The organism is Halonotius sp. F2-221B (assembly GCF_046719765.1).
Lineage (GTDB): Archaea > Halobacteriota > Halobacteria > Halobacteriales > Haloferacaceae > Halonotius.
This window is the reverse complement of record NZ_JABEBY010000001.1, coordinates 153,998-176,749: the sequence shown is the minus strand read 5'-3', so window position 1 is coordinate 176,749 and position 22,752 is coordinate 153,998. Positions and strand designations below refer to the sequence as shown.

Below are 22,752 nucleotides of genomic sequence, written 5' to 3'. Positions count from 1 at the left end.
CCGCCGGAAGAAACAGTAAACAGATTTAGATGGAGTACCAGTGGCTGATCGATCGGGTTGATTCGGTCATCGTCAACCGATCAAAGACGGTTATTCTCGCCTTTCTGCTGGTGACGGTGGTGATGATCGGCGGTCTCGGCTCGATCACGACCGAGAGCGGCCAAGAGCAGTTCATCGAGGATCTGCCCTCCTTCCAGGCCGTCGAGGATATCAACGAGGATTTCAGCCCGACGTTCAGCGAGGTGACGACGAGTACGACACTCGTCCAGGAGTCCGGAAACGTCCTCTCGAAGCCCGCCTTAACCGATATGTTGGCGACCCGCGAGCGGATTATCACTACGAACGCCTTGCGTGTCGACTCTGTGTCGACACCGGCGGTAACCGTCGCCACGACGCTGAACCCGGATGCGACGACGGCGGAACAACAGCTGCGAGCCGTCGAGCGCGCAACGCCGACACAGATCGATGCCGCAGTTCGGGAGGCTGCCGCCGAGGAAGCCGGCTTTACCGGCAGTTTGAGCGACGATTTCAATCGTCAGTCGGCATCGGCAACGTCGAGTCGCGGCAGCGTCACCCACCTCGCCGGCCCCGGTGAGGGCTCCGGTGGCGGGCCCGGTGGCGGCTCGTCGTACCCACCGAACAAGGTCGATCGGATCAAAAGCATCGTCACCGACGACGCCTCGAATATCTGGGTGCAGGGAACGGCACCGAACACGACCGGCACAACCACGAGCGTCGTGTTGCCGGCCGCGCTGTTGCTCATCATTATCTTCCTCGCGGTCGCCTACCGCGATCCGGTCGACATCGGCATCGGGCTGTTGGCGATCATCATGACGCTGCTGTGGACGTTCGGCTTTATCGGCTATGTCGGCATCCCCTTTGCCGTCCTGTTGATCGCCGTCCCGCCGATCCTCATCGCCATCGGGATCGACTTCGGCATTCACTCGATCAACCGCTACCGCGAGGAGCGGGTAACCGGGTTGGGGATCTCGGAGTCGATGATGCGGACAACCGATCAGATGTCGGTCGCCTTCGCCATCGTCGTCGGCACCTCCGCGATCGGCTTTCTCTCAAACGTCGTCAGCGCGTTCCCGCCGACCCAGGATTTCGGCCTTGTCGCTGCGATCGGGATCATCTTCACCTTCCTGATCTTCGGGGTGTTCGTCCCCGCGCTGAAGGTGACCGTCGACCGCGCCCGCCAGCGGTATCCGATCCCGACGTTTGCGGATACACCGCTTGGCTCCGAGCGGTCGCTGCTGGGCCGGCTGCTGTCGGTTGGTGTCACCGTCTCAAAGCGCGCGCCGCTGGTCTTTTTGCTGCTGATTCTCGTGTCGACAGCCGGCGCGGGCGTCTACGCGACCGGCGTCGACACCGGGTTCAGCCCCGATGACTTCCAGCCTGCCGAGGAAACACCCGACTATCTCCAATACCTCCCAGAATCGATCCGGCCGCCCGAGGCGTTCGAGTACGTCCGGATCAACAACTATCTCGACCGGAACTACCAGCAGGACGGTCAGGTGTTGATGTACGTCGAGGGGTCGATGACCGATGATTCGGCCTTAGAGGAGTTACACCGCGCCGCCGAATCCCCGCCCGAGACGTTCCGCTCGGAGCGGCGACAGGCCGACACCCAAAGCATCGTCACGCTGATCGAATCCCGCGCCGAGCGCGACCCCGAGTTCCGCGAACTCGTCAACCGCAACGACCGCAACGACAACGGGATCCCTGACGACAACCTCCCACAGATCTACGACGCACTGGAAGAGCCCGCCGATAGCGATCTCAGCGGCTTCCTCGGCGAGGATCGACGGAGCGCGCAGGTGATCTTCACCGTCGACGGCGAGGCCGAAGACGACGTGGTGACCGCCGACGCCTACGACGTGGCCGACCGCTTCCGGAGCAGTGCCCAGCCGACGGGGAGTGTTGTCATCTTCGACGAGGCGCTCTCCTTGGTTCTCGAATCGGTGATCCAGAGCCTGATCCTCACGCTGATCGGCGCGTCGGCGTTTCTCCTGTTTGCCTACTGGGTGATCGAGGGGCGGCCCTCGCTGGGGCTGGTGAACATCGTTCCGATCGTCGTCACCGTCGTCGCACTCGTCGCCTCGATGCGGGCGGTCGGGCTGGCGTTCAACGCGATCAACGGGACGATCCTCGCGATCGCCGTCGGGATCGGGATCGACTACGCGGTACACGTCGTCCACCGCTTTGCCGACGAGTACCACGAGCGACGGCTGTATCCCGCCCTCCAGCGTACCGTCGTCGGCACCGGCGGCGCGCTGACCGGCAGCATGCTGACGACCGTCTTTGGGATCGGCGTGCTCGTCCTCGCGCTCAACCCCGCGTTGGGTGCGTTCGGTATCCTGATCTCGCTGAGCGTGCTGTACGCATTTCTCGCGTCGATCCTCGTGTTGCCGTCAACGATCGTCGTCTGGGCGCGGCTCACCGATGAGGAAGGGGTCGACCTGCCGGTGGTCGGCGCGGTCAAAACGGCTCTCAGCGGCGAGTCGGCACCGGTGGAGTAAGCGCGTCCAGCGGAGCGTAAGACTAACTTTCCCCGCTTGCTATCTCAGTGTATGGACTGGCCGCACGATCCCGACGGTGAGCAGGGTAGCGAGGGCCGCCGCGTTTACGGGCATGCTGTGATCGCCAAGAAGGTCGACGAAGAGGCAGATTTCCCGCTGGACGTGTCGGCGTTCGTCGATGAGTTTGGCGACGACCCGATCCGGATCGACCACGAGACGGTCGTCCCGCTGCGGGAGATCTTCGAGCACGTCGAGGCAAGCGAGTTTGAAGACATCGTAACGATGCACAAGAAGGTCGGCACCGCGATGCGCGAAAACGGGCTCTGGTTTTACGAAGGAGCCGACCAGTTCACCCGGACGCGGTAGACCACCGGGGTTCCGACACACCCGCCGCCGAGCCACGCTTCGTTGCGATCGGTCATTCCACTGCCCACCGCACAGTGTTGAGCAGCCGAATGACCGCGCTCGCAGTTGCGCGCCGATAGCCGCACCGATCACCCCACCGGCGTGGCCAACACTCTTGCTGCCGGTCTCCCTACCGGCAGAGAACCACCCATGCGCACCGACGACCGGATCACCATCGAGCCGGCGACGATCGATGACGTGGCGGCTGTCGCCGACTGTTGGGTTTCCTTAGCGGCTGAGCAACGTCAGCATGGCTCGCGGCTGGCGGCCGACGCCAACCGAACCGCGGCCACCGAAACGATCGCCCACCATGTGGTTACCGATGGCCTTCTGGTGGCACGGGCTGAACCAATCCAGGGGTTTGTGATGTTTCATCCCGATGACGGGGCTTACACCCAAACGGAGTCGACAGGGACGATCACCCATCTTTACGTGCGACCGGCCGCCAGAGGTGAGGGGATCGGCAGCCGCCTACTGGCGGCGGCTGAGTCCGAACTGGCGGCAGCCGGCGTTTCGACGGTCGCAATCGAGGTGTTAGCCGACAACGATGCTGCCAAGCGGTTGTACGATCGCCGCGGCTACGACCCCCATCGGATCGAGCTCCGGAAACGACTCGAAAACGATAGACACTCAAAGGATGACGGCTAACTATCGGCTGCGCTAGGAGAGCATGGGCGGTTCATGCACTCGACTTGTAATCGAGACTTCCGGGGTTCAAATCCCCGTCCTAGCTGTGTTCTCGTTGTTTTCGAACCGAGACGCGGGATTGCGCGACTTCAACACAAAAAATTCCGCAGGTAGACCGATCTTATCGAGGGCTTAGCTGTCGTCGGTCGTTTCGTTGGTCGCCGTCTCGTTTGTGTTGGTCTCGTTGGTTGTCGTTTCGTTGGTCGCCGTCTCGTTGGTCGCCGTCTCGTTGGTCGCCGTCTCGTTGGTCGCCGTCTCGTTTGTGTTGGTCTCGTTTGTCGCCGTCTCGTTGGTCATCGAGTCGTCGGTACTCGACTCGTTTTCGGCTGCTCCGTTGTCGGCCGTCTCATTTTCGGAGGCATCATCGGTAGACTCCTCTTCTGACCCATCGTCACCGCTGTCTTCGGTTCCTGTACAGCCAGCTAAGGCAGCAACGCTTGTGATTCCTGCCGCTTTCAGCACGCGCCGTCGTGTCTGCTTCGTTGGCATACATAGTCATAACAAAACTACGGATATATAACCTGTTTGAATTCCACTATAGTCTGAATTTCATCACATTACCAAAGATTGCGCTGCCTGCAGTTACCCGATAAGCAGAGCTACCGTCGGAGTATCTGCATCTTGATTAGTCGTGTCAACTGACACCGCGAAGAGAGCAACGACGGAAAACCGATATCTTTGAGCCCGTTGTCACCCAGCAGTACGCATGGTGATGGCCGACACAACGCCACCCTGCCCCGATGGCTGGGTCGTCAGCACTCACCTGGCGACACATCTCAGCCTCCGCTACCGCGGTGACGGTCGCTCACTCCTTGTGCGGCCGACCGAGCCAGCGACTACTGCCGACGACCCCGATGCCGTCGACGCCTGGACGGTCAAGGGGTTGGCCGGCTACGGCCCGGTGTATCCGATCTTTGCCGAGGGCGTCTCCCGCACGGAAGCGATCACTATCGCCGAGACGGTGATGGAAACGATCACGCGCGGCGACACCCCGTCGCCGGTTCGGCACAGCAACCAGCCGACACCTGCCGAGGCGTCGACATCTGCCCCCGTCGACAACCCGGATCAGGCCTCTCTGGCGGCGTTCGGTGTCGACGACGCCGACGAGTGAACGGCGAGTTTCACGGCTGGAAACACGGCCGTACACCTATACCGACGGCGACGCCTTCGACGGTATGCCCTCGCTCTCCAGACGCAAGCTCCTCGCCGGCTGTGCGGTCGGGCTGACCGCCGGACTGGCCGGCTGTGCCGATCCCGACGCCGCGATGTTTGTCGAACCGGTATCCGCCGCGACCGATATCGCAACCAAGGCGACGACCACACCGGACAGCCGCGACACCGAGACGACCGAACTGGTCGCCGAAACCGTCGCCGGCGGGACAAACCGCACGAGTCCGGACGGCCGTGGGAACCCGCCGTATCAGCCCGATCGACCCGTCCGGTACAACGGCTCGGTCTACGATATCGAGTGGCAGGAGACCGACCGGCAGCGCGACCGCACCGAGTATCTCATCTCGCTGACGGTCTATGGGGACGACGCCGACCGAACCCCCGAGATCAGCTTCGACGAGCTGCCGGCGGTCGACCGGGAGCGGCTTCACTTTCTCCCGCGACTGATCGGTCAGATCCAGGAGGCAAACGAGTCCGAGGGGGTCGATGCCGCGTTTCCGGCGTCGCCCGAGCGACAGGCGTGGTATCCGCCGGCCGACCGCGAGGCGTCGGTGCTCGTCCCTGAACCCGACTACGAGACGATCGGTGTCGACGGCCATCCGGTGACGGTGGCGGTCGAACCAACGACTGTCTCACTCGATGTGTTTGCCTATACGGCAACCGAGCGCGCGGCTTCCCTGGCGGCGTTCGGACGGGATATCCGCGCAACCCATCGGTTCGAACTGACCGGCCTCAGCGACGCCGAACGCGACTTTTTTGCGATGGTGATCGATGACGGCTCCTTCTACAAGGGTAGCTTCGACGACGTGGAAGACGGGGTCTTCGAGGGTGTCGCCGACCGGTTTGTCAGCCAGCCGGCGTTGTTCATGCCGTATGCGTCGGAGGGCGAATGGCTCACCCGCTACGATGGCACCGACTACTGGGTGCGGATCGATTTCGTCCGGATGTCGGAGTACGCCGATCAGCTCCGTTCCGTCGAGGAGCTGTAGGTCGAGCCGATCTATCGGTGCGTCGCCGATTTATCCGTGCGTCGATCTTGGCTCTCTGAAGCTACTCGTTGCTGGGTGTGTCATCCGCATCGATGCCGGCGTCATCACTGGAATCACGTTCAGTGGCGGCGTCAGCACCGTGGTCTGATTTCTCACTCGTCTTGTCCGTCTCGGTGCCATCGCTGTCGGTTCCAGCGGGCGTGTCGGTGCCAGCCCCATCGTCGCCATCGCTCCCGCCGGTGAGTTCGTCGGTGATCATCGCCAACGCGGGCTCGGCGTCACCAAGCAACAACAGCGCGTAGTATCGTAGATAGCTCCGGACGGGGGCTCGGAGCACAGCAACAGCGTACCGGTAGCCAAGATAGGCGGCGACGAGCACTGCCGCCACGAGCGGTTCGAGCGCGGGGGCGTTTTCGACGACGAGGACGCCACCGCCAACGAGCAGCAAGCCGCCAACAAACCAGATAACGAAGCTGAGGATGAACAGCCCGATCCCGACCACCGTGCTGATCACGACGGCGATAAGCAGGAAGACGGCGACGGCGGCCCACTGGCCGGTGATCGCACGAGTGAACCGCCGCCAGGCCGACAGCGGGCCGCGATGCTCGTACTGCATGATCGGCACCACGAAAGCGTTGGTCAGCGTCCCAACGGTGAGCCAGCCGATGGCCGCAACGGCCGCGGCCAGCCCGATGAGAAGGCTCTCACCGTGGCTCGGATCGGTTGTCGGAGACGGCGGGAGCCCGATCGTTGCAGCGACCACCCCGGCGACGATGGCTATCGCGCCAAGGGCGATGGCCGCCCGAAACGCCAGCAGCCATCCGGCGCGCCGAAGGTTCGCTTTGGCGTACGACCGCACCGGGAGCCGCCCGGAGCGCAGCGAGGCGACAAAGACAAAGTCGGCGACGGCGGCGATATAGCCGAGGACGGCGACGACCGCCAGCGCGAGGGCTGTCGCCCCGGCGACCCCCTGCCAGTTGATCGTTCCGGCCGACGGGTTCGAGCCGAACACACCGAGAAGGTTCATCCCGCTGCCGGCACCGATCGAAAACAGCAGGACAACCGCACCGAGCTTCAGCCAGCCGCCGGCGCCGAGGGCGGCGAGATACCGCTTTGTGGTACCGCCGGCCGCCCGAAGCCGCTCAGTCGTCGCCATCGCTGGCCCCCAGCCGTTCGCTGCTGCGGTCAGTCGTCCACTGTCGTCTTCGTCGGCTGATCACGGTCAGTCGATCTGTTATCGTGTCGGTGCTGCTGGCGACTCGCGTGTCATATCCAACGTATCGTGGAGGGCAACGTCGTTGCACAGATACCCCTGTGTCCACAACCCCGATAAACCGCGGCGGGGGATTTCACAGCGCGAAGCCGCCTGTACCTCACAGCGCGAAGCCGCCTGTAACCGGCGCTCGCTCACGGGCGACGCAGCCACATGACGAAGGCGGCGACGACAAGGGCCCCAACAAAAAACACCAGCCCGGGTTCGAGCACCTCGATGATGAGCCACTCGATGCTCGGTTCGGCGGCCGCCTCGCCTGTCTCCATCGCAACATCCTCGGTGGCCGTCATCGTCGTGGCGTCGCGGGGCTGGGGGCGGACAGCGAACTCGCGGGCAACAACCCATTGGACAAGCAAACTCGCCACGCCCAACACAGCCAACCCGCCGACAACGTTGCGCAACGACTCTCGGATCGCCGGCAGCCGATCGCTGTCGCCGACGAGGATCAGCGGATCGCTGGCGGGCGCGAACACGGTCATCTCGTTGCCTTTCCCGGAGTAGACGGTGTCGATGGGTTCGACGAGCCCGGCGTCTTCGAGCGTTTCAAGATGGTATTGGACGTTTTGGATCGAGCTGTCGACCGTCTCGGCAAGCTCGGAGGTTGTCTGGGGCTCCACGAACAGCGCGCGGTAGAGCTGCCGGCGTGTGGCCGGCGACAGCGCTGACAATGTCTCCTCGGCAGCGTCGTCGTCCATCTTGATGATCCGCGGCTGTGGGGTCGCCTCACCCGATCGCTGTTGGAGTCGCTCGATGAGATCCGCCATCCTCTCGTCGTTTGCGGTGGAACTATTTGCGTGCGTCCTTGGCTCAAAACGCGATTTGAGTGACCGCCTTCCGTCGATCGAGCTACTCGATGGTCAGCTCGCCGCCGCCGTTCTCGCTGCCGCTGTCGGCTTCATCCCACTCAAGTTCAAACTCGATGCTCAACTCCTTTGGGCCGCCGGTCGGCCCCTCTCGTTCGGCTTTGACCTCAAACGTCGGTCGCGCCGGCGGTTCCATGGTCACCGTCTCCGAGCCGGAACGAAGGGTAACCGCTTCCCCGGCCTCAAGCTTGTCGGCGACGTTGCGGAGGTATGTGGCGATCTCGTCGCGGGTGTGTCGCTGTTCGGTGTTGAATAACACATCTTCAGGCATATTACACGATAGGCTGGCAGCCAGCATAAACACACCGCCGTTACTGGTCGTCGATCGCGTCGCTGGCGATCGCCCGGCCACGGGAGTTGAGCGTGACCTCCCGTCGCTGTCGCACCTCATCGACGATATCTAGCTCGATGAACTTCTCGAAGGTTTCCTCAACGGCCGCAACCTCGTGGTCGATGAACTCCGGGATGCTGAACGGCGAGACCCCCGAGTAGAGAGCCATCAGCACCTCCTCCTCGGAGGGATCAAGCTCGAGATCCGTCTGGCTGCGTCGTTCACCCTCTCGCAGAAACGCCTGGATGAAGAGACAGGTCTGTGAGCGTCCCGTCAGATGTGTTTCCACATTTGTTGTCCCCTCGGCGTGAGATACCTCGATGACGGTTCGCTTGTCGTCGGTGACGGTTCGTTCTTCGGTGTCGATCCCGCTGATCTCATCGAGCTCCAACTCGACGAGCCCCCCGCTTTTCAGCGTCACGACCAGCGATTCGGGCTCGACAGCCAGCCTGGCTGTTTCCCAGGTTGTATCCTGCACCACCCCGCCCTCGACAGCCGGATGTTTGGCCTTGACCACCGTCTCGCCGAGTATCGCCTCAAAAAAGTCGGTTTTGAACGCCTCGTGGTCGTTGGGTGCGACGACGATCACGTCCTCACCGATATTGATGCTTAGGTAGTTCGACAGCGCGCCGATCGACTGGGTGGCGTCATCCCGGCCGGACAGCCCTGTGACCTCCGACAGCCGGATCGTTCGCTTCCCGTCGTTGCCGACAAGGATGAGCCGTTTGTTCGACAGCAGGAGACGCCCCGACTCCCAGGAGATGTCGTTGAGCTTGCGGCCGTCCTTGACCGCGATCGTAAACCGCCCTGTTGTATCGGCTATCTGATACTCACCGTCAGCCATGGCCCGCGCTCACTCCCGGTTTGCGTGACGCCCTGCCCATGTCGACCTGTATGAACGGAAGCATCTTAGCCGTATCGCCGCCGCGGGCTGTGAGGCTGTGCGCGCCCGCGGGGCCGGTGAGACAAACTGATCGGGAAGTCGCCGGTGACACGAGCTGATCGGGAAGTCAGGCCGGCAGCGTCGTGATATCGCCGATCTTGGCGAACGCGTAGTCGCACTCGGCACACGCCCATTTTGTTTTCTCGCCGAGATGCAGGGTGGTGCTTGCGGTGCGGTAAAACGTCTGCTCGGTTCCGCAGTGCGGACACTGATATGTGGCTTCGAGACTCATACGTCCGTGTTTGTGCGCGTCTCGGTTAAGATATCGCTTCCGCGAGCGTTCGGCGGTCGCTGTCTCGTAACGGATCGCCGATCTCGCTGCGTCGGCACAGAACGTCGGAGGGCCAACCCCTAAGTGGTGGTGGGTGGACTGCACTGATATGGCTCCGAGCGTACTTACCTTAGGGTGGGGGTTCCCACCGAACGTGACCGGCGGGCTCGACACCTATGTCGCCGAGGTGTTCCACGCCTTCGAACGGAAGGACATCGAGCAGAAACTGTTGCTCCCCGCGGAGTACGCCCCTGACGACTACGACAACATCTACAGCGTCGACACGGGCGACGGCGATATCATCTCCCGGGTCGGCCGCATGGGCGACACATTTGTCGAACTCGCCGAAACGGTCGATATCGCCCACACCAACGACTGGTTCGGCTACGGACCAGGGCTGCGGGCGAAACGCGAAACCGACGCGACATGGGTGTCGTCGTTTCACTCGCTGTCGACAGATCGCAACATCAACCCGCCGGAGCGGGAGGTCGAAACCGAACAGCGCGTCGCCGACCAAGCCGATGTGTTGATCTCGGTCAGCGATATCGTCCGCCAGGACGTGCTGGAGCTCTACGGCGCGGACTCAACTGTCGTCCACAACGGCTTTACCTCCGTCGAGGCCGGCGGCGTCGACATCAAAAGCGAACTCGGGATCGACGGCCCGATGCTATTCTTCGTCGGCCGTCACACCGACCAGAAGGGGATCACCCATCTGCTGTATGCGATGCGGAAGCTCGGTGAGACGGATGCGACGCTCGTACTCGGCGGCTCGGGCCACCAGACCGACCACCTCAAGATGTTCGCCGAGCTGCTCGGGATCGACGACCGCGTGCAGTTTGCGGGCTACATCCCCGAGGAGGAGCTCGGCGACTACTACGAGGCCGCCGACGTGTTCATCTCTCCCTCGCGGGCCGAGCCATTCGGGCTGACGATCACCGAGGCGCTGGCCGCCGGTTGTCAGGTTGTCGCCACACCCAGCGGTGTCCGGGAGACGCTGCCGGATGACTGTCTGATCGAGGTGACTACCCACTCGGATTCGATCGCCGAGGGAATCAAAGAGGCACTGGCACGCGAGGGGCCACCGGAGTACGAGCCCCGAACGTGGGACGAGGTCGCCGACGATCTGCTTGCGGTCTACAACGACGGCCTCGCCTAACCGATCACAGTACCGATTCTGCTGACCCTTTTGCGGAAAACGTCGAGGGTGAGGAGCTAGGCTTCAGCTTCAGCCCGACGGACGACGGTGATCTCGGCGGCCGGTTCGGGATGGGTGATCTTGAACCCGGTTCGGGTTTCGGTCACGCCGCGCGTACTCACATCCTCCTCGTCTTCGCTCGGCTGATACGGGCTGTCGGCGTCGGCCGGCTGGTAGGGACTGTCGGCTTCGTAGGGGCTATCGTAGGGGTCATCGCTTCCCTGATAGGGGCTGTCGGGGTCGGCGGCCGGTTTTTCGTCCATCTCCTCCGGTGGGAAGTAGATGCGTTCGCCGCCTGCCGACTGGATGATAAACGCGACCTCGCTCTCTCCGGTCACGTCGATGATCGTTTGTCCGTCCTCGATGCGGGTCTCATACTCCACGGTCGGCAGCTCGGCTGCGGCTTCGCTCATATCTTCCTGTGGTGCGGGAAGCCACTTAGCAGTTCCCCGGGGTGGAAAGTCAGACCAATGCGTGTCGGCGCGGCAATAGTTTTTATCCCGGGCCGTCGAAGCTCCGTGTGATGGACGTAGACACCCATGCCGAGGAGCTCGCCTCCGCTCTCGGCGTTGACAAACAGGAGGTCAAAGCGGATCTGGAATCGCTGCTGCAGTACAGTGTTCCACTGGATGAGGCCAAACAGAGCATTCGCCGGAAACACGGCGACGGCGATGGTGGTGGCGACGCCGCCAAGCCGGAGTCGGTCGCGCTCTCGGAGATCACGACCGGTCTGAACAACGTGACCGTCACCGTCCGCGTGCTGACCGTCGGCACCCGGACGATCCAGTACCAAGGTGAAGAACAGACGATCCGGGAGGGTCGCTTTGGCGACGAAACCGGTACCATCTCCTACACCGCCTGGCAGGATTTCGGCTTCGAGGCCGGCGACTCACTGGTCGTCGGCAACGCCGGTGTCCGCGAATGGGAGGGCAACCCCGAGCTCAATCTCGGCTCCTCAACGTCGGTGGCGATGGCCGACGAGCCCGTTGAGACGGACGCCCAGATCGGCGGCGACAGCGACCTGATCGATCTCTCACCCGGTGATCGCGGCCGGAATATCGAGGTACAGATCCAGGAGGTCGACAGCCGAACAATCGACGGCCGCAACGGTGAAACCGAGATCCTCTCGGGCGTCGTCGCCGACGAAACCGCCCGACTCCCGTTTACCGACTGGAATCCCCACCCGGATGTTGAACCGGGCGCGAGCGTCCGGATCGAAGACGTGTACGTCCGGGAGTATCGTGGCTCGCCGTCGATCAACCTCTCGGAGTTTTCCACTGTTACGCCGCTTGCGGAGCCGGTCGCGGTCACAGACTCCGCGCCACGGCTCACGCTCGGCGAGGCCGTCGACAGCGGTGGGCTGTTCGATGTTGAGGTCGTCGGCAACGTGCTCGAAGTCCGCGACGGCTCCGGACTGATCGAACGCTGTCCGGAGTGCGGACGGGCGATCCAAAACGACCAGTGCCGCGTTCACGGCGCGGTCGACGGCGAGGACGACCTCCGGATCAAAGCGATCCTCGATGACGGCACCGCGACCGTCACAGCGATCATCGGCGCGGAGCTGACCGAGGCGATCTACGGCGGCGACGTGGCCGACGCCAAGGAGGCCGCCCGCGACGCGATGGATAAGGAGGTCGTCGCCGACACGATCCGCGAAGAACTCGTCGGCGGGAGCTACCGCGTTCGGGGGAGCCTTTCGATCGACGAGTACGGCGCGAACCTCACCGTCGAAGCCTTCGAGCCGGCCGACGATGATCCGGCCGAGCGTGCGGCGGCCGTGCTCCGGGAGGTGCGCGGATGAGCGCCAACGAGGAGACCGACAGCGAGACGACCGAATCTACGAGCGACGCTACCGACGACGCAGGCCCCGGCACGCGGGAGGTCGCCTACCGGCTGTTTGCGACCGAGTTCGAGGACAGCGAGCTCTCCTACTCCGAGAGCGACGAGGAGCGCGCGCCGAACTACGTCGTCACGCCGACCGGCCTGCGGCTCAACCGCCTGTTTGCGGTCGGCGTGCTCACCGAGGTCGAACGGATCAACACCGACACCTTGCGCGGCCGGATCGTCGATCCGACGGGCGCGTTTGTCACCTACGCCGGCCAGTACCAACCCGAGGCTCAGGCGTTCCTTGACGGCGCGGACTCACCGTCGTTCGTGGCGATCACGGGCAAAGCGCGAACCTTCGAGCCTGAGGACTCCGACCGGATCTTCACCTCGGTGCGCCCGGAGAGTCTGAGCGAAGTCGACGCCGACACCCGGGATCGGTGGACGGTCTCGGCGGCCGAAGCGACCCTGGAGCGGATCGCTGTTGTCGCTGCGGCCATCGAGTCCGACCTGCGGGGCGACGAGCTACGGGCTGCCCTCGAAACCACCGGCGTCGACGCGCCGCTGGCGGCCGGGATCCCGCGCGCGCTCGACTACTACGGGACGACGACGGCCTACCTCGAAGCGATCCAGCAGTGTGCGGTCGACGCCCTCGAAGTCGTTGCCGGCGAGCGCGAGGAGGTACGTCCGGTTGATGTCGCACCCGACGACGGCGGAACCGCGACGCTTGGCCCGCTGCCGGATGTTGATATCGAGCTTTCAGCGGACGCCAGCGATTCGGTAGCGACACCTGAGGAGACGGGAGCAGCGTCGACGACACCTGAGGAGACAGGATCAGCGTCGACGACACCTGATGAGCCGGAATCGTCGTCGACGACGCCTGACACGTCGACAGCGGTCGATGAGACGGCGGGCGATGAGACAGCCGACGAGCCAGCGGAACCGGCCGAAACAACGACGAGTGCGACGACTGAATCGACCGACGCACCGGCGACCCCGGATGCTGACGCCGACACAACCACGTCACCGGAGTCAACAACCGAGTCGCCAGCGACCGAGACCGCTGACGACCCGCAACCAACCGCCGGGAGCGACGAGTCGTCGACAACCGATCCAGCCACCGAGGCGACGCCGGAATCGACGGAGACAGAGACGACCGAGGGTAGTGAGCCAGCCGCGACCGACGATGTCGACGACGCGGAGATGTACCAGCTCGACGACGAGGAACGCGAGGAGATCGAATCGGAGTTCGGCGCGGACTTTTCGAGCGGCAACGAGGTCGATCCGGCAGGCGAGGCCGACATCGATGTGCCCGACGCCGACGAACTCGCGGCTGAAGTCGAGGACGACAACGCGCCGGCCAACAGGGGTGGGGTCGAATCGACAAGCGACGCAGCTGAACCGGCAACGAGCGAACCGACCGAGACAACCGAATCGGACGACAGCACCGAATCGCTCGGTTCCTTCGAAGATACCATCGACGACACCGACGAGTCGGCGACCGAAGCCGACGCTGAGCCAGCCGGGACGACAAGCGAGTCAACCGCGAGCACCGACGCCGCAAGCGACGCCGACGCTGTCGACCTCGAAGACGCGGCCGTCGAGCTGATGGCCGACCTCGACGACGGAGACGGAGCCGACCGCGAGGCGGTTGTCGACGCCGTGGTCGACGCGCACGGAGCCGAGCGCGCGGCCGTCGAGGACGCCATCGACGACGCGCTGATGGGCGGTCGGTGTTACGAACCCGACGACGGCACGCTGAAACCGATCTGATGGCGCGGCCCGCGCCGACCATCGAACCGGTTCCCGGCGACCCCGCGGCGACGGTCGATCTCGGCACCGAACGCGCCCTCCTCGTCGCCGACTACCACGCCGGCATCGAGGCGGGGCTCCGCTATGAGCGCGGGGTCGAACTCCCGAACAACGCCGCCGAGCGTCGCCGGCGACTGCTCTCGCTGCTCGACTCGACGAACGCCGACCGGCTGGTCGTCCTCGGCGATCTCGGCCACGAGATCGGCGAACCCGAAGGTGTCGAGCGCGAGGAACTCGCCGCGTTGGCCGAGGCGGTCGTCGACGACCGCGGGATCGAGATCACGGTCGCGCCCGGTAACCACGACGGCGACCTTGACGCGCTGTTCGGCGACCGCGAGGGCGTGAGGATCCTGTCCCCGTCGGGGGGTCTGCTCGGCGAGTCAGGAGCCGTTGGCGTCGTTCACGGGCATACCTGGCCCGATCCGGAACTGCTGTCGGCGTCGACGATCTGCGTGGGCCACGAACACCCGCAGGTCAAACTCGAAGATAGCGTCGGTGGCTACCGCGTCGAACAGGCGTGGATGCGGGGCCGTGTCGATCCAGCAACGCTCATCGACGGCGACCCACCAGCAACTGTCGAGCCCCCGGAACTGGTCGTGTTTCCGGCGTTCAACGATCGCTCGGGCGGGACGTGGGTCAACGTTGCGGGCCAGGAATTCCTCGCGCCGTTCCTCCCTGACGCGTTCGTCGACGCCGACTGTTACCTGCTTGATGGGACGCGACTGGGCCCCTATCGCGGGGTCTGAGTCGCTGCCAGCGCGGCCACAGCCACAAGCAGTGGGCTTAATCCCGTTGCGGCACTGAACCCGTCAATGAGTTCCGGGTCGCAGGCAGGGGCCGATGCCTTCACCCACCTCGGCGAGACCGTTCGGGCAGCCCTCTCCGAGCGCGGTTTTTCGACGCCTACCGAGCCACAGCGGCGGGCGATCCCACCGCTGGCCGCCGGCGACAACGCCCTTGTCCTCGCGCCGACCGGCACCGGCAAAACCGAGACCGCGATGCTCCCGGTCTTCGATTCGCTCGTCGCTCACCGCGAGCAACACGGGCCAACCGCGGGGTTCGCAACGCTCTACATCACGCCGCTGCGCGCGCTGAACCGCGATATGCGGGAGCGACTCGACTGGTGGGGCGACACCCTCGATCTGGAGATCGACGTGCGACACGGCGATACGACCGACTACCAGCGACAGCAGCAGGCCGACGACCCGCCAGACGTGTTGGTGACAACCCCCGAAACCCTGCAGGCGATGCTGACAGGCTCAAAGCTTCGGGACGCACTGACCGACGTGCGGCACGTCATCATCGACGAGGTACACGAACTCGCCGCGTCGAAACGTGGCGCGCAGTTGACTGTCGGTCTCGAACGCCTGCAGTTGCTCTCGGGGGAGTTCCAGCGGATCGGCCTCTCGGCGACCGTCGGCGATCCAGAGGCTGTTGGTCGGTTTTTGACCGGCAAGCGCGACGGGAGCGATAGCGACGACAGCAACAGCGGCGGCGACACCGACGCCCCGCCGGCCGTCAAAACAAGTCTCGACAGCCAGTCGCCAGCCAGCGTCGACCGGGATTTCGAGATCGTCTCGGTCGATGTCGGTAGCCGCGTCGCGTTCACCGTGACGCGGCCCGAGATCACGCCGGAAGACGAGCGACTGGCCGGCGAGTTGGCGACGACCGAGGAGATGGCGAGTCACGTCCGAGTGATCCGCGATGCTGTCGCCGCCAACGAGTCGACGCTCGTCTTTGTCAACACACGTCAGACCGCCGAAGCCCTCGGCTCGCGGCTCAAGAAGCTGGACGTGTCGCTCGAAGTTCACCACGGCTCGCTGGCTCGTGACGTGCGAATCGATGTCGAGGATCAGTTCAAAAGCGGCGAGCTCTCGGGACTGGTCTGTACGTCATCGATGGAACTCGGCATCGACGTTGGCCGGGTCGATCACGTCGTCCAGTACGGCAGCCCACGGGAGGTCGCCCGGCTGCTCCAGCGGGTCGGCCGCGCCGGCCACCGCCACGATCAGGTCTCGCGGGGGACGATCATCGCCACCGACGCCGACGACACGGTCGAATCGCTCGCTATCGCCCGCCGCGCAAGCGAGGGGTTGGTCGAGGCGACCGACATCCACGACGGCAGTCTCGACGTGCTCGCCAACCAACTGGTGGGGCTGTTGATGGATGTCGGCGAGGTGAGTGCGCGCGAGGCCTACGAGGTGTGTCGTCGCGCCGCGCCGTTTCACGACCTTTCGGAGTCGCGGTTCCGCGCGGTCGTCCGCGAGCTTGACACCACCCGACTCTGCTGGCTCGATGAGGAGCGCGACACCATCGACACCGCCGGCGGGACGTGGCAGTATTTTTACCAAAATCTCTCGATGATCCCCGACGAGGAGCATTACGAAGTCCACGACATGTCCTCTCGAACCCAGATCGGGACGCTCGACGAGCGGTTCGTCGTCAACTTCGCCGCGCCCGGCGAGACGTTCATCCAGCGCGGCGAGATGTGGCGGATCAACGACATCGACGAGGAGGAAACCCGCGTCAACGTCTCGCCGATCGCCGATCCCGGCGGCGAAGTACCATCGTGGGTCGGCAACGAGATCCCGGTGCCGCGGGCGGTCGCCGCCGAGGCCGGCGAGATACGTGGTGTTGCCGGCGAGCAGTTCGCGCGCGGAGCCGACGCGGCCGGCGTCGCCCGCGATCTGGCCGCGCGGTATCCCGCCGAGCGCGCGACGATCGAACCCGCGCTCGATCCGATCGAGCAACACGTCGACAGCGACCACCCACTTCCGACAGCCGACCGTCTTGTACTCGAACAACAGGCCAATACGGTACGGCTCAACAGCACCTTCGGCCACGAGATCAACGAGACGCTGGGGCGGCTGCTGGCGGCGTTGGTCGGCCAGCGCACCGGATCGTCGGTCGGCATGAGCGTCGACCCCTACAGGGTCGAGTTCGAAGTTCCATCGGGCGTTGGGCTCGCGGCGTTCCGGGAGGTGTTGCTGTCGACCGATCCAGACCATCTGGAAAGCTATCTGGAACTCGCGCTGAAGGGGTCGGAAACGCTCAAATTCATGTTGGCGCAGGTCGCCGCGAAGTTCGGCGCGCTCAAGCGGTACCAGGGCCGCAGTCGCTTCGGCGGTGATCGCCTGTTAGACGCGCTCGAAGACACGCCCATCTACGAGGAAGCCCTGCGGGAGGTGTTTCATCGTGATCTCGCGGTCGACGCCGCGAGCGACGTGCTCCGGCAGTTGCAGCAGGGTGAGATCGATCTCGCACTCGTCGGCGAGGCGACGCCGCTCGGGAGCGCGGGCACAACGCACGGCCAGGAGCTCCTGGTGCCGGAAAACGCCGACGCCAGCGTCATCGAGACGCTGAAAAAGCGACTGCGAAACGATCGGATCCTGCTGTGTTGTTGTCATTGCAAGGACTGGGATCACACCACCAAGGTGCGGCGCGTCCGCGAACAGCCCGAATGTCCGGACTGTGGCTCGACGCGGATCGCCGCGCTGAATCCGTGGGCCGAGGCGGTCGTCACTGCGGTGCGAGCCGACGAAAAGGACAGCGAACAGGAGCGACAGACAAAGCGCGCCTACCGAGCGGCCAACCTCGTCCAAAGTCACGGCAAACAGGCCGTCATCGCCTTGGCCGCCCGCGGCGTCGGCCCGGATACGGCGGCTCGAATTATCAACAACTTCCGTGAGGACGAGGCGGACTTTTATCGGGATATTCTGGCCGAGGAGCGGCAGTATGCCCGTACACAGTCGTTTTGGGACTAACGCTGGTGGCGCGAGCTCGGTGATGGCGACCACGGCGGCGGCCCGTACACAGCGTCGAGAGCCGGCGATCAGCGGTGTCTCCGGCGGGTTAGCTATTCGAAGCGCGGTCGGACGCAAACCACTTCGTGTCAGCTGCCAGCTGTTGCAGTGTGGGGTAGCTGAAAGCGAGGATGCAGTCGGTGAGTGCCGGACAGCGCGGAGCGAGCCCAGAAGTCTTATTGAGTCACCGCTCAGTCCATCGACAACGTGATGGTGGCCACCCGATGACGTTTTATCTCGACTGGCGGGCGAGCGTGAGTTTGCTCGGCACGGTCGTGAAATATCTCGCGTTGACGATGGTGGTGCCGCTGGTTGTTGCGGTCAGCTACGGCGAAGACATCTGGGTGTTTGCGGCCTCGCTGGTGATCGCGCTCGTGGTCGGCGTCGCGCTTGAACAGCTTGCGGCCGATCCCGACCTTGGCCCGACTGAGGCACTACTGTTGGTATCGCTCTCATGGCTTGCGGTCGCCGTTGTCGGTGCGGTGCCGTATCTGCTTGCCGGCTACGGGACGGGATCAACGATCGGCCTCGATCCCTCATCGACCGGCGCGCTCATCGGATCGATCATCAACGCGCTCTTTGAGTCGATGAGTGGGTTTACGACGACCGGGGCAACCGTTCTCGGCAGTATCAGCGTCGACAACCACTCACATGCGATCATGCTGTGGCGACAGCTCACCCAGTGGCTCGGCGGGATGGGGATCATCGTGCTGATGATCGCCATTCTCCCGGAGCTCGCGGTCAACGGCGCGGAGCTGATGAAATCCGAGGCACCGGGGCCGGATCTCCAGAAGCTCACGCCGCGGATCGCCGAAACCGCTCGCGCGCTGTGGCTGCTCTACTTCGGGTTCACGCTGCTGTTGATGGTCGTCCTCTACGGGCTCCACCTCGGCGGGCTGGCCCCCGAGATGAACCTGTATAACGCCGTCGCCCACGGCTTTTCGACGCTGCCGACCGGCGGCTTCTCGACGAAAGCCGACAGCATCGCGGCGTTCAGCGCGGTCGTCCAGTGGGTGATCATCCCGTTCATGGTCGTCGCCGGCGTCAACTTCGCGCTGTTTTGGCAGGTGCTCCACGGCGAGTGGCGCGCGCTCACAGACAACGTTGAGTTCCGCGTCTACGCCGGTGCCATCGCCGCCCTGATCGCCGTGCTGGCGGTCGTCCTTGTCGGCGGCGCGGTCCCGCCGCTCGACCGCGGCGGTGTGACGGGCGGCCTCACGGAAAACACGATCCGGCAGGCAGCCTTCCAGATCGGCTCGCTGCTGAACTCGACGGGCTACGCCACCAGCAACTTCGCGCAGTGGGCTCCCCACGCCCAGATCGTCCTCCTGTTTGCGATGTTTATCGGCGGCTCGGCCGGCTCGACCGGCGGCGGGATCAAGGTGGTGCGCTGGCTGGTCGTCATCAAATCGCTCCGGCGGGAGCTGTACACGACGTTGCATCCGAGCGCGGTCGAACCGGTGCGCCTCGGTGGCCGCGTCGTCGACGAGGACGCCATCCGCGGGATCGTCGTCTTCACCGTGCTCTACATCCTGTTGTTCTTTCTCGCAGCCGTCTTCCTGAGCCTGGATTCCGCCCGGATCGGCTACGAACTCTCGGTGCTTGAAGCCCTGAGCGCGTCGCTGGCGACCCTCGGCAACATCGGGCCAGGCTTCGGCTCGTTGGGCCCGTTCGGCAGCTATCTGGAGTTCTCGCCGGTCTCGAAGCTAGTGATGATCTGCCTGATGTGGATCGGCCGCCTGGAGATCGTTCCTGTCCTCGCACTGTTTGTCGGCGGGCTGGAAGACCGGGGCTGAGGCGGCTTACCGGCCGAAGAGCCGCTCGGTCAGCGACCGTTTCTGTGGCCGCTCGGCCAGCAGCACCGAACAGTCCACATCGTTGAGCACCTCGAAGGCCAGCGAGCCACGCACGAGCCGTGAGAGCAGCCCCTCGCGTGTCGCGCCGATGATGACCATCGAGCGATCCTCGGCGTGGCGCGCGATGGAATCCTCGACATCGCCGGAGGTGTCGACGATCCGCTCGGCGTCGTCAAGCCCACGTTCCTCGGCCCACTCGCTGAGGAACTCTTCGCCGTCAGCCTGCTCGGACTCGTCGTCGACGACGTACAGCAGCGACACGTCGTTGCCGTTTGCCAGCAGCACCTCGGCGACCTCCGCGCTGAGATCGGAGCTGTAACCACCGGCGGTCGGCACCAACACGTCGGAGGGATCGAAGCCGCGATCCTTCATCACGAGGAAGTCACACGGCAGATTGCTCGTCAACTCGTCCAGCGGGCTCTCGACGCGGCCGGCGGTCATCGGCGAGTCGCCGCCCCAGCCCATCACAACCAGATCCGCGTTGTCGGTTCGAGCAGCATCAAAGACCTCCTCGAAGGAGCGATGGGAGACGATCGTTTTTGTTTCCACATCAGCGCCAAAGGTTTCGGCGTCGTCGCGGGCCGCCCGGAGCAGCTTCTCGGATTCGGCATCGATCCGGTTGAGCTGCTCGCTGTCGGCGTACAGCGGCGTCTGGTCGGGCACCTGCACGATGTGGGTGGCGACGACGGTGCCGCCGTTGGCCTTCGCCAACAGGCTCGCCAGCTCGATCAGATCGCGTTCGGTGCGGGGGTTCGACAGCGGCACCATCACCCGATACTCGCCGCCGTCGGGGGCGACCGATTCGGCCGCCGACACCGCGGCGTCAGGCATCTCTTCGGGCCGCGAGAGGACGTACTCCGAGAGGACGCCCTCCTGTGTGGTTCGGGAGCGCGCATAGAGCAGATACCACGCCACAGCGAGGGCGACGAACAGCCCACAGAGCGCGATGACGAACGGCTCGATGAAGACGATCAGCGCGAACGACAACACCGCCCCGAGGATCGGCGTGAACGGGTAGAATGGAACCGTGAACTCGGGGTCGTACTCGGCTGGGTCGCCCTCCCGGAAGACGATCAACGCGATGTTGAGCAGCCCGTAGACGACCAGATGGAGGACGCTGCCCGCGGTCGCCAGCAGTTCGAGGTTGCCGACAACGATGAACAGCAAGATTAGCGCGCCGGTGAGGGCGATCGATTTGTACGGCGTGCCGAACCGCTCGTGAACCTCGTTGAGCGACGGCGAGACGATCTTATCGCGGCCCATCGCGAAGTTGATCCGCGAGGACGCCAGAATCGACGCGTTCGCAGAGGAGGCGGTCGCCAGCAACCCCCCAAAGAGTAGGGCGGCCGCGCCGATCGGGCCGATCAGTATCCGGGCAACCTCGACGACAGCGGTGTCGTTGCCGGCGACGACCTCGTTGGGCACGGCCGCAAGCACCGCCAACAGGACGAGCGCGTAGATCGCGGTGACGATGACGACGCTGCCGATGATCGCAATCGGGAGATTCCGGCCCGGATCTTGGATCTCCTCGGCGACGGAGGTGATCTGAACGAAGCCGAGATAGGAGACGAAGATGATCCCTGTCAGCGGCAGCAACGGATCCACGCCCTCGGGTGCGAACGGCCGGAGCGTCTGGATGTCGGCGTTCAGCAGGCCAAACAGCGTAAAGACGGTCAGAATCCCGAGCAGAATGAAAACGATCGCGTTCTGCAGTTTGCCGGTCTCCTTCGCGCCGACGTAGTTGACCGAGACGAAAAACGCGCCGCCGAGCAGCGCAACGATCTTCGCGCCCGACAGCGACAGCGGGCCGAGTGCGAGCCCCGGCACGGTGACGAAGGCGTTGACGTACTCGCCGAGGCCGAACATGTAGAACGCCGAGGCGAAGGTGAGCCCGATCCAGTTGCCCCAGCCGGCGATCGAGCCGAACAGCGGCCCCAGCCCGCGGTTGACGTAGAAGTACGCGCCGCCGGATTTCGGCATCGCCGTTCCGAGTTCGCTGGCCGAGAGTGCGGTGAAGATGGCGATAGTGCCGCCGAGGATGAACGCGCCGGCCGACAGCGGTCCTGCCATCTCGACGGCGGTGCCCGGTAGGACGAAGATGCCCGCGCCGATCATCGTCCCGATACCGATGGTCAACGCCGAGGTGAGCGTCAGATCCTTAGCAAGTTCTTCCTCGCTCATCCGTGATCCTCCGGTACGGAGGAGTTATTTCGGCATACGGTATGGTGCTGCCGACAGCCCGGTGGCGAAACGGTTGTGATGAGACAGCAGCGACCGAACATACCGGGTGGTTGCGGTCGTCGCTCTTAATGGGTTCGGCTGCGAGCCATCGCTCGACACAACCCTTATGCGACCGCTCTCGGTGAACCCAGTATGGACGATTCGGTCGATCACGACGCAGACGACATGCTTGCCCACGTCCTCCTCCCGGTCGCCACCGAGACCGACGCTCGCAAGACGGCGCGCGCGCTCGCACCCTATGATCCGAGGCGGGTGACCGTCCTCCACGTCATCGAGAAAGGCGGCGGCTCGCCCGACAAAACGCCGGTCGAACAGTCCGAAGAAATCGCCAAAAACGCCGCCGAGGCCGTCAGAGCGGAGTTCCCCGATGCAGAGCTACAGAAAGCCTACAGCCGGAACGTCGTCGACGCGATCTTCGACGTTGCCAGCGCGATCGACGCCAGCGCGATCGCCTACCGCTCCCGGGGCGGCAACCGACTCGTGCAGTTTCTCTCCGGTGATCTCTCGGTCAAACTCGTCACCCACGCTGACCGACCCGTCATCGCCCTGCCCCGAGGCGACGACTGA

20 protein-coding genes and 1 tRNA gene are annotated in these 22,752 nt (G+C 64.4%); 13 read left to right on the top strand and 8 right to left on the bottom strand.

Features of this window, described 5'->3' with window-relative positions; all coding sequences use genetic code 11:
* Positions 1-29: 29 nt before the first annotated feature.
* From HKK80_RS00960 to HKK80_RS00945, 4 genes are all read left to right on the top strand, one after another.
* A complete protein-coding gene (locus HKK80_RS00960; protein ID WP_411797737.1) occupies positions 30-2,522 on the top strand; it encodes an efflux RND transporter permease subunit in 2,493 nt (830 codons plus the stop codon).
* 51 nt (positions 2,523-2,573) lie between these two features.
* Positions 2,574-2,888 carry a DUF5785 family protein gene (locus HKK80_RS00955; RefSeq protein ID WP_411797736.1) on the top strand — a complete coding sequence of 105 codons (315 nt, stop codon included), beginning with the start codon at positions 2,574-2,576 and terminating at the stop codon, positions 2,886-2,888.
* A gap of 189 nt (positions 2,889-3,077) precedes the next feature.
* Positions 3,078-3,575: a GNAT family N-acetyltransferase gene (locus HKK80_RS00950; protein WP_411797735.1), complete on the top strand. Its 498-nt coding sequence runs from the start codon at positions 3,078-3,080 to the stop codon at positions 3,573-3,575.
* Between the two features lie 11 nt (positions 3,576-3,586).
* Positions 3,587-3,660: transfer RNA gene (locus HKK80_RS00945), tRNA-Thr, on the top strand.
* A gap of 86 nt (positions 3,661-3,746) precedes the next feature.
* On the opposite strand, the gene HKK80_RS00940 is transcribed toward HKK80_RS00945, so the two are convergent.
* On the bottom strand, positions 3,747-4,103 hold the full coding sequence (locus HKK80_RS00940) for a hypothetical protein (protein ID WP_411797734.1): 357 nt from the start codon (positions 4,101-4,103) through the stop codon (positions 3,747-3,749).
* Positions 4,104-4,326: 223 nt separating this feature from the next.
* Here HKK80_RS00940 and HKK80_RS00935 point away from each other — a divergent pair, with 223 nt between their 5' ends.
* Both HKK80_RS00935 and HKK80_RS00930 read left to right on the top strand, forming a co-directional pair.
* Positions 4,327-4,725: a hypothetical protein gene (locus tag HKK80_RS00935; RefSeq protein WP_411797733.1), complete on the top strand. Its 399-nt coding sequence runs from the start codon at positions 4,327-4,329 to the stop codon at positions 4,723-4,725.
* 64 nt (positions 4,726-4,789) lie between these two features.
* Positions 4,790-5,773, top strand: a complete 984-nt coding sequence (locus HKK80_RS00930) for a hypothetical protein (protein WP_411797732.1) — start codon at positions 4,790-4,792, stop codon at positions 5,771-5,773.
* A 61-nt stretch (positions 5,774-5,834) separates the two neighbouring features.
* Here the strand turns inward: HKK80_RS00930 and HKK80_RS00925 are convergent, their stop codons facing one another.
* The 5 genes from HKK80_RS00925 to HKK80_RS00905 all read right to left on the bottom strand — a co-directional run bounded on the left by HKK80_RS00925 (position 5,835) and on the right by HKK80_RS00905 (position 9,415).
* A complete protein-coding gene (locus tag HKK80_RS00925; RefSeq protein WP_411797731.1) occupies positions 5,835-6,929 on the bottom strand; it encodes a hypothetical protein in 1,095 nt (364 codons plus the stop codon).
* A gap of 251 nt (positions 6,930-7,180) precedes the next feature.
* Positions 7,181-7,810, bottom strand: a complete 630-nt coding sequence (locus tag HKK80_RS00920) for an ArsR/SmtB family transcription factor (protein WP_411797730.1) — start codon at positions 7,808-7,810, stop codon at positions 7,181-7,183.
* An 82-nt stretch (positions 7,811-7,892) separates the two neighbouring features.
* Positions 7,893-8,180, bottom strand: coding sequence for an amphi-Trp domain-containing protein (locus HKK80_RS00915; RefSeq protein WP_411797729.1), 288 nt, complete (start codon positions 8,178-8,180; stop codon positions 7,893-7,895).
* A 40-nt stretch (positions 8,181-8,220) separates the two neighbouring features.
* The gene (locus HKK80_RS00910) at positions 8,221-9,084 is read right to left on the bottom strand and encodes a CheF family chemotaxis protein (protein ID WP_411797728.1); all 864 of its coding nucleotides are present in this window, start codon (positions 9,082-9,084) and stop codon (positions 8,221-8,223) included.
* 166 nt (positions 9,085-9,250) lie between these two features.
* Entirely contained in the window at positions 9,251-9,415 is a 165-nt protein-coding gene (locus HKK80_RS00905) for a hypothetical protein (RefSeq protein WP_411797727.1), read from the bottom strand.
* A gap of 148 nt (positions 9,416-9,563) precedes the next feature.
* Between HKK80_RS00905 and HKK80_RS00900 the strand changes: the two genes are divergently transcribed.
* Complete coding sequence (locus tag HKK80_RS00900) at positions 9,564-10,610, top strand: glycosyltransferase family 4 protein (RefSeq protein ID WP_411797726.1); 1,047 nt, start codon at positions 9,564-9,566, stop codon at positions 10,608-10,610.
* 56 nt (positions 10,611-10,666) lie between these two features.
* Here HKK80_RS00900 and HKK80_RS00895 read toward each other — a convergent pair whose 3' ends face one another.
* Positions 10,667-11,062, bottom strand: a complete 396-nt coding sequence (locus HKK80_RS00895) for a hypothetical protein (RefSeq protein ID WP_411797725.1) — start codon at positions 11,060-11,062, stop codon at positions 10,667-10,669.
* Positions 11,063-11,172: 110 nt separating this feature from the next.
* Between HKK80_RS00895 and HKK80_RS00890 the strand changes: the two genes are divergently transcribed.
* The 5 genes from HKK80_RS00890 to HKK80_RS00870 all read left to right on the top strand — a co-directional run bounded on the left by HKK80_RS00890 (position 11,173) and on the right by HKK80_RS00870 (position 19,884).
* Positions 11,173-12,450 carry a Single-stranded DNA binding protein gene (locus HKK80_RS00890; RefSeq protein ID WP_411797724.1) on the top strand — a complete coding sequence of 426 codons (1,278 nt, stop codon included), beginning with the start codon at positions 11,173-11,175 and terminating at the stop codon, positions 12,448-12,450.
* Positions 12,447-14,246, top strand: coding sequence for a hypothetical protein (locus tag HKK80_RS00885; protein WP_411797723.1), 1,800 nt, complete (start codon positions 12,447-12,449; stop codon positions 14,244-14,246). The genes HKK80_RS00890 and HKK80_RS00885 overlap by 4 nt, the downstream gene beginning before the upstream one ends.
* Positions 14,246-15,031, top strand: a complete 786-nt coding sequence (locus HKK80_RS00880; RefSeq protein WP_411797722.1) for a metallophosphoesterase — start codon at positions 14,246-14,248, stop codon at positions 15,029-15,031. Before HKK80_RS00885 ends, HKK80_RS00880 begins: the two co-directional genes overlap by 1 nt.
* A gap of 66 nt (positions 15,032-15,097) precedes the next feature.
* Complete coding sequence (locus HKK80_RS00875; RefSeq protein ID WP_411797721.1) at positions 15,098-18,049, top strand: DEAD/DEAH box helicase; 2,952 nt, start codon at positions 15,098-15,100, stop codon at positions 18,047-18,049.
* 263 nt (positions 18,050-18,312) lie between these two features.
* Complete coding sequence (locus tag HKK80_RS00870) at positions 18,313-19,884, top strand: TrkH family potassium uptake protein (protein WP_411797720.1); 1,572 nt, start codon at positions 18,313-18,315, stop codon at positions 19,882-19,884.
* 6 nt (positions 19,885-19,890) lie between these two features.
* On the opposite strand, the gene HKK80_RS00865 is transcribed toward HKK80_RS00870, so the two are convergent.
* On the bottom strand, positions 19,891-22,125 hold the full coding sequence (locus tag HKK80_RS00865; RefSeq protein ID WP_411797719.1) for an amino acid permease: 2,235 nt from the start codon (positions 22,123-22,125) through the stop codon (positions 19,891-19,893).
* Between the two features lie 192 nt (positions 22,126-22,317).
* Here HKK80_RS00865 and HKK80_RS00860 point away from each other — a divergent pair, with 192 nt between their 5' ends.
* Entirely contained in the window at positions 22,318-22,752 is a 435-nt protein-coding gene (locus HKK80_RS00860; protein ID WP_411797718.1) for a universal stress protein, read from the top strand.

Coding starts and splice junctions, on each gene's coding strand:
- HKK80_RS00960 (WP_411797737.1), top strand. CDS start 30: ATGGAGTACCAGTGGCTGATCGATCGGGTTGATTCGGTCATCGTCAAC.
- HKK80_RS00895 (WP_411797725.1), bottom strand. CDS start 11,062: ATGAGCGAAGCCGCAGCCGAGCTGCCGACCGTGGAGTATGAGACCCGC.
- HKK80_RS00890 (WP_411797724.1), top strand. CDS start 11,173: ATGGACGTAGACACCCATGCCGAGGAGCTCGCCTCCGCTCTCGGCGTT.
- HKK80_RS00870 (WP_411797720.1), top strand. CDS start 18,313: ATGACGTTTTATCTCGACTGGCGGGCGAGCGTGAGTTTGCTCGGCACG.
- HKK80_RS00860 (WP_411797718.1), top strand. CDS start 22,318: ATGGACGATTCGGTCGATCACGACGCAGACGACATGCTTGCCCACGTC.
- HKK80_RS00865 (WP_411797719.1), bottom strand. CDS start 22,125: ATGAGCGAGGAAGAACTTGCTAAGGATCTGACGCTCACCTCGGCGTTG.
- HKK80_RS00875 (WP_411797721.1), top strand. CDS start 15,098: ATGAGTTCCGGGTCGCAGGCAGGGGCCGATGCCTTCACCCACCTCGGC.
- HKK80_RS00910 (WP_411797728.1), bottom strand. CDS start 9,084: ATGGCTGACGGTGAGTATCAGATAGCCGATACAACAGGGCGGTTTACG.
- HKK80_RS00955 (WP_411797736.1), top strand. CDS start 2,574: ATGGACTGGCCGCACGATCCCGACGGTGAGCAGGGTAGCGAGGGCCGC.
- HKK80_RS00905 (WP_411797727.1), bottom strand. CDS start 9,415: ATGAGTCTCGAAGCCACATATCAGTGTCCGCACTGCGGAACCGAGCAG.
- HKK80_RS00935 (WP_411797733.1), top strand. CDS start 4,327: ATGGCCGACACAACGCCACCCTGCCCCGATGGCTGGGTCGTCAGCACT.
- HKK80_RS00950 (WP_411797735.1), top strand. CDS start 3,078: ATGCGCACCGACGACCGGATCACCATCGAGCCGGCGACGATCGATGAC.
- HKK80_RS00915 (WP_411797729.1), bottom strand. CDS start 8,180: ATGCCTGAAGATGTGTTATTCAACACCGAACAGCGACACACCCGCGAC.
- HKK80_RS00885 (WP_411797723.1), top strand. CDS start 12,447: ATGAGCGCCAACGAGGAGACCGACAGCGAGACGACCGAATCTACGAGC.
- HKK80_RS00930 (WP_411797732.1), top strand. CDS start 4,790: ATGCCCTCGCTCTCCAGACGCAAGCTCCTCGCCGGCTGTGCGGTCGGG.
- HKK80_RS00880 (WP_411797722.1), top strand. CDS start 14,246: ATGGCGCGGCCCGCGCCGACCATCGAACCGGTTCCCGGCGACCCCGCG.
- HKK80_RS00940 (WP_411797734.1), bottom strand. CDS start 4,103: ATGCCAACGAAGCAGACACGACGGCGCGTGCTGAAAGCGGCAGGAATC.
- HKK80_RS00920 (WP_411797730.1), bottom strand. CDS start 7,810: ATGGCGGATCTCATCGAGCGACTCCAACAGCGATCGGGTGAGGCGACC.
- HKK80_RS00900 (WP_411797726.1), top strand. CDS start 9,564: ATGGCTCCGAGCGTACTTACCTTAGGGTGGGGGTTCCCACCGAACGTG.
- HKK80_RS00925 (WP_411797731.1), bottom strand. CDS start 6,929: ATGGCGACGACTGAGCGGCTTCGGGCGGCCGGCGGTACCACAAAGCGG.